This is a genomic window from Bacillus sp. AFS001701 (assembly GCF_002559405.1).
Classification (GTDB): Bacteria; Bacillota; Bacilli; order Bacillales; family Bacillaceae_G; genus Gottfriedia.
Genome location: NZ_NTZO01000035.1, coordinates 1 through 11,195, shown reverse-complemented (window position 1 = coordinate 11,195; position 11,195 = coordinate 1). Strand labels below are relative to the sequence as shown.

Here is an 11,195-nt window from a genome sequence, read left to right as displayed (position 1 = left end):
GTTAAACGTAGAATATAGTTAATTTTCAGAAAAAACGATTGAAAAACGACATTAATGTCGTTATAATTAAATGTAAACGACATGAGTGTCGGTTTTAAGGAGGCTAAACAAGATGAATGGTTTAAGGAATAATAAAGGTTTCTTAACATTAATGGTTGCTCAAGCGATTTCAAATATTGGTGATTGGTTAAGTATTGTCGCGATCATTACGCTTGTAGGGTTAAAATGGAATGCTTCGCCAATTGAGGTTTCATTTATTATTTTATGTCTCGCTCTTCCGATGGCATTATTAGGACCTGTTGCGGGAACGATAGCAGATCGTTTTAGTAGAAAGCAATTAATGGTATTATCGGATATTGTCCGTGCTGGTTTATTTGTTTTACTTGCATTAGCAAATACGTTGTGGATGGTCTATATTTGTTTGTTTACGATTGGATTGTTTTCTGCAGTTTTTAATCCTGCCAAAAATGGAAAGTTAAAGGAACTAGTTCCGAATGAAGAAATAAAAAGCGCGATGTCAATTACAGCAATGATTGACTCAGCTACAAAAATTTTCGGACCGATTTTGAGTGGAATTCTAGTTTCTGCAGCTGGAACAACGCCAGTATTTTATATTAATTCAGTATCATTTATTATTTCTGCAATCTTAATTTTCTTGCTTCCAAAAGTTGCCCAGCAGATTAAAGAAGAAAAAGTGATAGATAAAGCTAAATCTTCCTATAAAACTGAATTTATGGAAGGTGTTACATTTATTAAATCTACTACTCAAATTTTAGTCGGTATGTTATTTTTAGGTTTTAGTCTCTTAATCTTGCAGTTATCAGATTCGCAAATTATAGTTTTAGTAAGGGAACTTAAACATGCGTCACCAAGTTTATTTGGCTATTTAGTAACTGGTTCTGGAGTAGGAATGTTTTTTTCTAGTTTAATATTAGCGAAAAAAACAAATTATGGTGCCTATAATTTAATGTTAATTGGAGTTTGTGGAATCGGATTTGGTTTTGGTATGATGGCTTTATTCACACATTATAATCTCGATTTTTCAATTGTTTGGGCACCATTATTAGGGTTGTTTGCAGGTTTTGCAGCTGGCTTAGTATTTGTTCCATTCCAGGCATCTGTTCAAGTCGATACCCCAGTTGAGTTAACAGGTAGAGTATTTGGCGTAATAGGAAGCGTTACCACAACAGCAACAATTATTGGACCTTTATTAGGTGGATGGCTATCAACTGTAATTGGTGTCATTCCAACATTTATTCTATCTGCATCACTTTTAGTATTTGTCTCACTAATAGGATTCTTAACGAAAAATAGAGTAGAGCGGGGGAAGAAAGATGTCTCCGAAAGTCAGCAAGGAGCACCAACAGCAACGTCGAACTAAAATTTTAGAAGCAGCAAAACAAGTGTTTATCGAAAATGGGTATGAAAGAACGACTATGAAGCATGTGATGGACGCATCAAATGTAAGTAGAGGTGGATTATATCAATATTTTGCTAATAAAGAAGAATTGTTTGAATCACTTTTATATGAGTCACTACTGAAAGTGTCTGAGGAAACAAGGAAACTATTGAATCAACATGTTGATTCATATTGGGAATTACTTTTATTAAGAATGTTCGGTGAAAGCAGGGTGCCAAATGATCGAATGAATCCTATGGCACCAATTACTTTAGAGTTTTTCATAACTGGTAGAAATGATGAAAGAAGAAAAAAGTATGGGAAAGAACGATATTTTTATGGAATTAAAATCTTTTCTGATGTCATAAAAGAAGGTCAAAAAAACAAGGAATTTGGTAAAAAGTATGATAGTGAAATCTTAGCAAGAATGATTGTTTCATTTATTGATGGCCTTGCACTCGACTATGCAATACTCTCAGCGGAAGAAATAATGATGGAAGAACAATCGATTTTGTTCGTACAATTTTTAAAATTTGCTCTCGAAGTAGAATGAAAATTCGGGATTGTTATAAAATTAACATCCCGAATAATATTATTGATTTAACATGTTCCAAGTCTTTTCTCCAACAATCCCGTCTGGTGATAGACCGATCTGTTGTTGAAATAGCTTTACGGCATTTGCAGTCTGAGTACCAAAATGACCGTCTGGTGTAATGCCTAAAAGCTGTTGAATAGTAATGACATAAATATTTGAATCTCCTATTTTCATAACATGACCGGGGTATTTTAATGAATGATTCAATAAATGCCCTACATTTATTTTGAAATGATTAAAAATCTCGCTATATTTTACAAATGGGTATGGACATGGTTTTCTAGTAACATCGAAATGACGGACAATATCTTTTTCAGTTAAATTAAACATTGAACATAAATCATTTACAACCATAACTGTTCGATTGATTGTCGTATTTGAAATACGATTATCCTTTTCAATACACATTTCAACAGATATCGATAATAAATTGGCATTTGGCTTTAATGCTTCTACACCTCGAAAGGGTACACCATTCACATAAGTATATTTTTCATTTGCATGGAATGTCACCTCATTTAATGGGATAATACAAATTGCCTCTTTAGGATCCACAAAAATATGTGCAGAAGCATAAGATGGTTTTCGCCCTTGACTAATTGCTTCCGCATTTTGTTTGGGTAAAACCTCACCAAAATATTTATAATGTCCGTTAGCTGTAGCACCAGGATTAGCAGTCCAATGAATAACAATTTTTTTAACTCCATTTAATTTTTGCCCTGACCTTGTATATTGATTAATTGGGATGAATTTATTTTTCCAACTTGGCATGAAACAACCTCCTTATATAAATTTTTAAGGATTTTCAGTAAAAATATTTCCAATTATCACTAATATTAGATTATGAGCACTAAATTTTTATCATGTTGAAAATGGTAGCATTTCAGGCATTCGAACGATAAATAGTACTATAATCGTTTCCTAGACTGAATAAAGCGAAATAGACTATGGGAGTTTGGAACGAAATCTCTATACGAGACTTGGACAGTTAGATTATTGAATTCGATTTAGTACATAAAATTGAAGACTAAGAAAATGGCTATACTAATCGTGAATAAAGGAGTGATTAGATGAATTTTCGATCAAAGGAACAAATTTTAACGGAGCAGCCATCCATAGAAAGAAAAATAGAATTTAGAGGTTATAAATACAAATTAGTTGATACAGTTCATGATGTTTCGCACGGTGGTTTTGATGATCTTACATGCTACACTTACCGAAATGAAACGGAAAACGCGGAAATATTGCTATATGTGCAAAAAGGAAAAATCGTAATAGTTGAACCTTAAGAATAGGTTTTAAGACTGTCCTGTATATACAGGCAGTTTTTTATTTATTTTAGGACTAATATGATGACATTTAGAGATATTAAGTGAAACGGTAGATTTGGAAAAATAGGGGGCATGTGGATTGAAAAAAATAATTCTTTTATTCTCAATTCTTTTCTTAACTGCTTGTTCGCAAGGTAACGGTGCAGTTGAATCATTAAAAAAAGAATATCCTAAAACGATAAAACAAGTAGTAGATCAATTACCTAAAGATGTACAAAAAGAATTAGTTGTTCCAGAAAAGATCCCGTTTAGAGCAAAGGATGTCACAATGGATGTACAAAAAAATCAAAAAAATGAAGCTATTAATGCAACCTCGTTTAATTACTCAAATGAAGAAGTAGAGGTTACAATGTTTGTCATCACTTATCATAATAAAAAAGTTTCCTTCCAAGATGAACAACAACCATTAAAAACAACCAAATTAAAAGATGGTACAAAAGTATTGATTGTTGCTGATGATGATAATACTAAAACAATTCGATGGAAGAAAGAGGGGCTTTATCATTCAATTTCACTTCTTTTTTCAGAAGAAACTGGTAAACAATACACTATTCGAGATTTAATAAAAACTGCGAATTCGATGAGTAAATAATGAAAAGAGACCGCCAAAAAAAATGACGGTCATTTTTTTTACACTTTAAGAAAATACAATTTGGCAACCGAAGAAGAAAAATCGACAATGGGTATAAATATAAGTGCAGCTACGCCACTGCCTTCTCCTAACGACTTGCCAATCGGCGAGTTTTCTTTATGAATTTTTAACTTCATTAAGAGCTTCGGTATTTGATTTACTTGGAGCAAAATAACCTTCTGAATTAACTGCAGCTGGTGTAGGTTGCCCTTGATTTTTGTTCTTCTTTTTTACATGTGGATTTTGATTGTGACCCATGAATATCACCTCCAAATTTAGTATGTGCTATATTTCCGACTTACTTTCAGAATTGTTATTAACAATAAGTGGGAAGTTACTAAGCAATTTTCTTCTCTTTTTGGGTATGTTTTCTTGAACGGTTAAGAATGAGTAAAGCTAATATTGAAAAGAAGATTGGACCTGCAATCATCCAGATTGTAGAGTTGTAATCACCTTCAATAGCCGGTTGAATGATTGTAAAAAAGTTTGCAAATCCAACAACTAAAATAACAAGAATGCTTGCAAATAAAGCAGATGAATTTGATTTTAAAATTTGGAATGGTTTATCGATTTGCTCATTCCTTTTAAACATGGGATACGCAATGCCTAAAAATATATAAGGTAATGTCATTGAAACATTTGTCATTAAAGTTATTTTATTAAAAAATGCTGATGCTCCTTGACCTCCAAAGGAAGTAAGGACAATAATGATTGAAACAATTGCAAATTGTACCCACATTGCATTGACAGGCATACCTTTTTCATTTGTGTCTGAAAATTTTGTCGGCCATAAGTATTTTGGTGTGCCTTTAATGATTGTTTTTAATGGTGCATAAATTAATGTGAAAAATGCTCCGGTATATGCAAGGAACATTGATAAACCAGTAATTCTTGCAAACCAAATACCAATTAAGTCGGCAGTATGTGTTGATAAATTAAAAGCTTTTCCAAGTTCTAATCCTAAATTGTACATTAAAACATATGTTATGTTCCCTAAATTCGTTGTGCTAGCACTTAAATCATTTGACCAGTTAATAAAAATACCTACTAAAAAAATGCCTAACGAGTATCCTACTGAGATAATAATGGCTGAGATCGTAATCCCTTTTGGAAAATTACGTTCAGCGTTTTCCGTTTGATCAACTAATGAACCGATTGCTTCTAAGCCGCCATATGCAAAGATTGCAAATACAACAAATGACAATATTGCGAGGGTAGATAGATAATTTGGATTAGGCGAGTGAGCAAATGCTGATGAAAAGCTTTTAATTGGTTGAGCAAATTTTCCTCCATTGAATAGAAAAATAAGGATACTTGTGATTAGCAATACTATATTTAATGAGAAAACTGTAACCCCACCAATCGTTGTGACCTTACTAATACTTTCAATCCCTTTTGAAGCAAAATAGGTCACAACTAACATCCAAAGTAATGCTAATAAGCCAATTGATTGAGTAGATGAAAGTCCAAATAATGAAAGGGATTGCGTTTTGTCTCTACCAAAAATAAAGGTTGATAGGGGAATCCAAACCTTTGAAGAGACACTAACCATATATATTACATAGGAAGAGAACCACATAAAGGTTCCAATAAAAGCGAATCTAGGTCCAACTGAATCAGCCATCCATGTATAAATTCCACCTTCTGAATGCTTATATGCAGCTCCGAACTCAGCCATCATAAAAGCAAAAGGAATAAAAAACGTAATAGCTGAAAGTAAATACCATGGAATTGCACTATATCCCATTAAATAAAAAGCTGTAGGTATATTTCCAAAACCATATACAGTTGTAAATACCATTAATATTAAGCCAACAAGTGTAAGTTTTTTATTCAAGATCTCACCTCAGGTAATTAGTCGATTAAAAATGAATAGTTATATTTTCTACAATAATCGGTAATTTATGAGAACATAACAAATGGTCAGGTTTCCTAATTTTTTTGAAATAATAAAGAATAGTTTCGTTCTATTTTTCAAACGCTAAGTTGATTAATAAATACTTAAGATGGTTTTTGGAAAGAGAAAGGATGAAATAAATGAGCTTTAATGAAGTAGTATTAAGAGTCATATGCTCATTTTTTGTTTTATTTATTTTAACGAGATTAATGGGGAAGAAGGAGATTAGTCAATTAGATGTTTTTACATTTATAACAGCCATTACAATAGGGAATATAGCAGCTTCAATTACGACCTCTAAAACATTAGATATTTGGGATGGAATCATTGGCTTAATTGGCTGGGCAGTTTTGACGATTATCATGGGGTATTTAAGTTTAAAATCAAAAACTGTACGTCGTGTGATTCTTGGTGAACCAATTATTTTAATTAGACAAGGAAAAATAATGGAAAATGCATTAAAAAAAGCTAGGTTAAATACTGAGCAATTTCAAGGAATGCTTCGTAATGAGAATATTTATTCGTTGAAAGATGTAGAGTACGCTATATTTGAAATTGATGGTAGTTTATCTATTATGAAATCAAAAGATGTTAAAACGAAAAAAAATAAAACATGGAAAAAAACTTTGTTATTTCCAACTTCAACAGTTGTGGTAACTGATGGGAAAGTTAATGAAGATTCATTATCAGACCTAAGCTTGGATAAAAAATGGTTAATGGCTCAACTTGATAGGGTAGGCATAAAATCAATTTCAGATGTGTTTTTCGTTGAAGTGCAAACCGATGGGTCGCTATATATTGACTACAGAGATGATCATTTCAATGAAGAAGAAAATTAATTGACTCACATCCTAAAGTGGATATGAGTCAATTTAGTTTTTATCAAATTATTCGTAAATTGGCACCCAGCCTTCAGTCGTAACAAACAATCGAACAGCAACTACTTTACGATCCTCTGCTAATGTGAAGTAGTGGCGTACATTTGGTGGTACAGAAATTAAATCTCCAGGATTCAAATTAACATGGAAAAATCCTTCATTTCCTTCGATAATAAACGTACCGTGACCGCTAACAATCAAGCGAACTTCGTCATCCGTATGATGATGCTCACGATTGAAGTTTTTAAGTAATTCATCAAGATTTGGAGTAGCTTCTGAAAGAGTAATAATATCACTCGCTAAATAGCCACGTCTTGATGAAATACTGTCGATTTCAGCTTTAAAAGTTTCAAGAATCGCTGCTTTTTCATCATCTGATAAAATAAATTTTTCTTGTAACGAACTATGTAATTGTTCGATATTCCAATTTTCGTATATTACACCTTGTTCTTCTAAATATGCTTTTACTTCAACATCACTTGTAATATGATAATCTTTTTTTTCTACCCAAATTGTTGCCATTCTTCATTCCTCCAAATTAGTTCTTTATAAATGTATTTTTTTGTATACCTTGTAATGCGTATTGGAATAGAAACTCATAAGCTTCTAAATGTTTTTTAGCTTCAAATGCTGATTCGGCCCATACTGTTATACCATGATTATGAATTAATACAGCACCATGATCGTTCTTAATATGTGGAAGAAATTCATTTGCAAGAGTAGGGATATGAGCATGATTTTTTATAATTGGAATTGTAATTTCTGCATCTTCTTCCCATAGACCTAATGCTTTAATTATTTCGATACCAGAAAAAGATAACTCATCTTGATTTGGAAAATCCTTTGTTATAAAGTTATTTGCTAAAGTGTGTACATGAAGAACACATTTTGCATTTGTGTGTTGATAAATTAGACGATGTAAAATGGCTTCAGCTGATGGCTTTTTTGATTCATCCCAAACAGATTGGTCAAATTCATTAACGAGTAAAAAATCGTCATAAGAATGTTTAGTTTTATCTTTACCACTAGTTGTAACTAAAAAGTTCAAAGGCTCTTCATTTACTTTAATTGATAAGTTTCCGCTAGTTCCTAAAAACCAATCTCGATCAGCAAGTACTTTTTTTACTTCACGGATTTCATCATACTGTTTGAAAAAGTCCTTCATACTAGCACCTCCTTCTCTAATGAAGCTCGAATATCATAGAAATTTTCAAAAGGAATAAAAGGTAAAGCTAGTTCTGCACATTTATCTTTTAAGAAATCTCGAGCAAAAATTAAATTGGCTTCTTTTGCAATTTGTAAGTCAGTAATTGAATCACCAATGACAATGATAAAATCATTTGATTCACTAAATTTTCTTTTAACAGATGGTTTGCACATTCCACAATCATTCGTACAGTTTTCATCACAGGAGTGATCCCAATGAATTTTTACAGTTTGGCCTGTAAAGTCAGTACGATTACATAAAATATCCGAAGGTGGAAGGTAATCAGCTAATATTGGATGAACGAAAAAATCTAATCCGCCACTTACAACTTTTAACTCATATTGTTGAACGCTTACAAATTGAATAAAATCACTAAACCCATCTCGAATGACAGTACGATTGATTACAAAATCGGTCATTTCTTGTTTTTTCGTTGAAGGAATCGTAGCAAACATTTTCTCTACGCCTTCTCTAATCGATAGATTGCCATTTAATACTTCACTTGTTAATTCACTTACTGAAGGTGGAGCAAATTGTTTAATTAAATTAACGATATTATCTCCCTCAGTAATTGTTCCATCAAAATCACAAAAAATCTTTATTGCCATTGTTGTTTACCCCCAAAGTTGTAATGCTTTTTGTAGTGATGTATTTGGAAGTGCATAGTCTTTTAGCTCAACTCCAGATAATGTTGCTGAAATAGCTTCTCTAAATGCATTACCTCCACCGATTGGTCCATCCGGATGACCATGAACACCGCCGCCAGCGTTGATGACTTGCTCAATACCAAAATCTTGAATTAATTGAGGCACAAGTCCTGGGTGAATTCCAGCAGAAGGGACTGGGAATGTCTCTTTTAATCCATTTGAAACTGTTAAATTTTCAGCGATTTTTAAAGCTGTCTCTTTTTGTAATGCAACCGATCCATATGGTGAAGGGAACAGACTAAAATCTGCACCAGCAATTCTTAAAAGTTTACCAAGTAATAATCCTGCGTCAATACCATAAATTGGAGAGGAACTAAACGCACCCGATACAGCAGGATGAGCCATAATTGGAATATTAATTGATGGATCTTCTGCCAATCCTTGCAGTACATCAATTCCATACGAGAACACATTTAATAAAAATACATCAGCACCAGCTTCAGCAGCACGTAATGCTTTTTCTTTTAACTCATATGTACGGCCAGTTAAATTCACCGCGTATAATGTTTTGTGTCCTGTTTTCTCATAAACTTGGTTCAAAATATTTTTTCCGTGAGTGACGCGATCCGTAATAGATGTAATCGTGTCAAAAAGAATCTCGTCATCTTTAATTAAATCAACGCCGCCTAAAGCTTGCTTTTTTAATTCCTCTGAAATGTATTGAATATCTCTGCCGATAATTGATTTGAAAATGCTCATTAATAAAGGTCGATCAAATACATCCAATTTCTCTCGAATACCTTTAATACCAAATTTTGGACCTGGAAAAAGAGCTAAAATATCATCCGTAAAATTTAAATCAATTAGTTTAATTTCACCATCAAGCGATAGCTTACCGAAAACGGTTGTTAAAATTGCTGGTAGGTCAGCAGAAAAATTTAAGCTAGGATAATAGATTTCAATAATCCCTTTTGTCGGTTTATAGCCTAAAAAGTTAACGATATTTTCTTCGCATTCTATTTCACGAACTGAAAGAACTTTGCCTTTATGCTTTTGTAATTGAATTTGATCATTTTGAGGTAAATTCGTCCATGAACCAACCGTTAACCCTAGCGCGATTGACTCTGCCTTTTTTTCTAAATGATGATTTTTATCATAAACTTGGTAAGTTGCTATTACTCCACTCATTTCAAAACCTCCAAAAAGTTTTAATCAAACAAAAAACCTCTCCACTAAGGAGAGGTTTACCTACACCTTATCTGTCAGCAAATGCTGCGAGAATTAGCACCGTACTAGTTAACTAGCCGGTTGCCGGGTTTCATCGGGCTCGGTCCCTCCACCTACTCTGAATAAAGTAATATTTAATTTTGAATTCTTAATCTAATCGCATTATTTCATGATCAATCACAATTGTCAAACATTAAATTTTGAAAATATTTCAATCTCTTTTAATCTAGCAACTGCTTCTTTCAATCTATCAATATCTGATAGTAGTCCAACTCTTACATAGCCTTCACCATATTCTCCAAATCCATTTCCTGGAGCGACTGCAATATGAGCCTTTTCAAGTAATAGATCAGCAAATTCCTGTGATGTAAAACCAGATGGGATTTTTAACCATGCAAAAAATGAACCTGCTGGTGCAGTTACTTCCCATCCAATTTCCTGACAACCGCTAATAAATACATTTCTACGCTCTTCATAAAGAGCTAATAGTTGTTTTACACTTTCTTGAGATTCAGTTAGCGCAACAGCGGCAGCTTCTTGAACAGCAGGGAAGATGCTAACATAAAGATGATCCTGTAATAGATTAATTGCAGAAATAATCTCTTTATTTCCAACTGCAAAACCAATTCTCCAACCAGCCATATTATAAGTCTTAGAAAGGGTATAAATTTCAATCCCGCATTCTTTTGCTCCTGGTGTTTGAAGATAACTTAAAGGTTTTTTGCCGTCAAAACCAAATGCACCGTAAGCGAAATCATGACAAACGGTAATTTGATTATTTTTTGCTAACTCAACAGTTTCTTTAAAAAATTCTTCTGTTGCTATAGCACCTGTGGGATTATTTGGATAATTGATAAATAATATTTTACTAGCATCCAAAACATCCTGAGGAATTAATTTATAATCTGGTAAAAATCGATTTTCTTCAAGTAATGGAAGCATGTATGAAACTGTTTTTGAAAGAGATATACCAGATAAATAGTCTGGATAGCCTGGGTCTGGAACTAAAATTGTATCTCCTTCGTCACATAAACAAAGTGGTAGCTCAACTAATCCAGCTTTTCCACCGAATAATATAGCTACTTCTTCTTCTGGGTCTAAATCAACATCATACTCTCGTTTATAAAATTCTACAACAGCATTTTTTAAAGAGCTCATTCCTCTAAACGGAGAATAACGATGAGTTAATGGGTTTTCAACAGACTTTTGTAATGCTTTTATAATATGGTCGGGTGTAGGTTGATCTGGATTTCCTTGACCAAGATTAATGACATCATGACCATTACTTATTGACTGATTCACTTTTTGGACTAGTGAAGCAAAAAATTGTTTTGGTAAATTGTTTAATAGTTTACTATGATTCAAGTTAATCACTCCAAAAAA

Annotated in this window: 13 protein-coding genes and 1 riboswitch; of the genes, 5 read left to right on the top strand and 8 right to left on the bottom strand. The window is 32.9% G+C overall.

Annotation, left to right across the window (positions count from 1 at the left end; genetic code table 11):
- Window positions 1-112 precede the first annotated feature (112 nt).
- Both CN514_RS03685 and CN514_RS03680 read left to right on the top strand, forming a co-directional pair.
- Window positions 113-1,381, top strand: coding sequence for an MFS transporter (locus tag CN514_RS03685; protein WP_098231434.1), 1,269 nt, complete (start codon window positions 113-115; stop codon window positions 1,379-1,381).
- Window positions 1,335-1,952, top strand: coding sequence for a TetR/AcrR family transcriptional regulator (locus CN514_RS03680; protein WP_098231433.1), 618 nt, complete (start codon window positions 1,335-1,337; stop codon window positions 1,950-1,952). Before CN514_RS03685 ends, CN514_RS03680 begins: the two co-directional genes overlap by 47 nt.
- A 39-nt stretch (window positions 1,953-1,991) precedes the next feature.
- Here the strand turns inward: CN514_RS03680 and CN514_RS03675 are convergent, their stop codons facing one another.
- Entirely contained in the window at window positions 1,992-2,765 is a 774-nt protein-coding gene (locus tag CN514_RS03675) for a peptidoglycan recognition protein family protein (RefSeq protein ID WP_286141558.1), read from the bottom strand.
- 299 nt (window positions 2,766-3,064) lie between these two features.
- Between CN514_RS03675 and CN514_RS03670 the strand changes: the two genes are divergently transcribed.
- Window positions 3,065-3,283, top strand: a complete 219-nt coding sequence (locus CN514_RS03670; protein WP_098231432.1) for a hypothetical protein — start codon at window positions 3,065-3,067, stop codon at window positions 3,281-3,283.
- Window positions 3,284-3,404: 121 nt separating this feature from the next.
- Window positions 3,405-3,917: a hypothetical protein gene (locus CN514_RS03665; RefSeq protein ID WP_098231431.1), complete on the top strand. Its 513-nt coding sequence runs from the start codon at window positions 3,405-3,407 to the stop codon at window positions 3,915-3,917.
- 156 nt (window positions 3,918-4,073) lie between these two features.
- On the opposite strand, the gene CN514_RS25500 is transcribed toward CN514_RS03665, so the two are convergent.
- Window positions 4,074-4,214: a hypothetical protein gene (locus CN514_RS25500; protein ID WP_176525781.1), complete on the bottom strand. Its 141-nt coding sequence runs from the start codon at window positions 4,212-4,214 to the stop codon at window positions 4,074-4,076.
- Between the two features lie 79 nt (window positions 4,215-4,293).
- Window positions 4,294-5,793 (bottom strand): glutamate/gamma-aminobutyrate family transporter YjeM, encoded by a 1,500-nt coding sequence (yjeM, locus tag CN514_RS03660; RefSeq protein WP_286141557.1) that lies wholly within the window; start codon window positions 5,791-5,793, stop codon window positions 4,294-4,296.
- A 200-nt stretch (window positions 5,794-5,993) separates the two neighbouring features.
- Between yjeM and CN514_RS03655 the strand changes: the two genes are divergently transcribed.
- Entirely contained in the window at window positions 5,994-6,692 is a 699-nt protein-coding gene (locus CN514_RS03655; RefSeq protein ID WP_098231430.1) for a DUF421 domain-containing protein, read from the top strand.
- 48 nt (window positions 6,693-6,740) lie between these two features.
- Here CN514_RS03655 and CN514_RS03650 read toward each other — a convergent pair whose 3' ends face one another.
- From CN514_RS03650 to CN514_RS03630, 5 genes are all read right to left on the bottom strand, one after another.
- Window positions 6,741-7,253 (bottom strand): cupin domain-containing protein, encoded by a 513-nt coding sequence (locus tag CN514_RS03650; RefSeq protein WP_098231429.1) that lies wholly within the window; start codon window positions 7,251-7,253, stop codon window positions 6,741-6,743.
- Window positions 7,254-7,269: 16 nt separating this feature from the next.
- Complete coding sequence (locus CN514_RS03645) at window positions 7,270-7,896, bottom strand: methylthioribulose 1-phosphate dehydratase (RefSeq protein ID WP_098231428.1); 627 nt, start codon at window positions 7,894-7,896, stop codon at window positions 7,270-7,272.
- Entirely contained in the window at window positions 7,893-8,546 is a 654-nt protein-coding gene (locus CN514_RS03640; RefSeq protein WP_098231427.1) for a 2-hydroxy-3-keto-5-methylthiopentenyl-1-phosphate phosphatase, read from the bottom strand. Before CN514_RS03640 ends, CN514_RS03645 begins: the two co-directional genes overlap by 4 nt.
- Window positions 8,547-8,552: 6 nt before the next feature.
- Entirely contained in the window at window positions 8,553-9,773 is a 1,221-nt protein-coding gene (locus tag CN514_RS03635) for a 2,3-diketo-5-methylthiopentyl-1-phosphate enolase (RefSeq protein WP_098231426.1), read from the bottom strand.
- 64 nt (window positions 9,774-9,837) lie between these two features.
- Window positions 9,838-9,941: riboswitch (SAM riboswitch) on the bottom strand.
- Between the two features lie 57 nt (window positions 9,942-9,998).
- Window positions 9,999-11,186 carry a pyridoxal phosphate-dependent aminotransferase gene (locus tag CN514_RS03630; protein WP_098231435.1) on the bottom strand — a complete coding sequence of 396 codons (1,188 nt, stop codon included), beginning with the start codon at window positions 11,184-11,186 and terminating at the stop codon, window positions 9,999-10,001.
- Window positions 11,187-11,195: the final 9 nt, after the last annotated feature.

Bases quoted from the DNA above. Each gene is read 5' to 3' on its own strand.
- CN514_RS03670 (WP_098231432.1), top strand. From the start codon at position 3,065: ATGAATTTTCGATCAAAGGAACAAATTTTAACGGAGCAGCCATCCATA.
- CN514_RS25500 (WP_176525781.1), bottom strand. From the start codon at position 4,214: ATGGGTCACAATCAAAATCCACATGTAAAAAAGAAGAACAAAAATCAA.
- CN514_RS03635 (WP_098231426.1), bottom strand. From the start codon at position 9,773: ATGAGTGGAGTAATAGCAACTTACCAAGTTTATGATAAAAATCATCAT.
- CN514_RS03680 (WP_098231433.1), top strand. From the start codon at position 1,335: ATGTCTCCGAAAGTCAGCAAGGAGCACCAACAGCAACGTCGAACTAAA.
- CN514_RS03640 (WP_098231427.1), bottom strand. From the start codon at position 8,546: ATGGCAATAAAGATTTTTTGTGATTTTGATGGAACAATTACTGAGGGA.
- CN514_RS03655 (WP_098231430.1), top strand. From the start codon at position 5,994: ATGAGCTTTAATGAAGTAGTATTAAGAGTCATATGCTCATTTTTTGTT.
- CN514_RS03645 (WP_098231428.1), bottom strand. From the start codon at position 7,896: ATGAAGGACTTTTTCAAACAGTATGATGAAATCCGTGAAGTAAAAAAA.
- CN514_RS03650 (WP_098231429.1), bottom strand. From the start codon at position 7,253: ATGGCAACAATTTGGGTAGAAAAAAAAGATTATCATATTACAAGTGAT.
- CN514_RS03685 (WP_098231434.1), top strand. From the start codon at position 113: ATGAATGGTTTAAGGAATAATAAAGGTTTCTTAACATTAATGGTTGCT.
- CN514_RS03675 (WP_286141558.1), bottom strand. From the start codon at position 2,765: ATGCCAAGTTGGAAAAATAAATTCATCCCAATTAATCAATATACAAGG.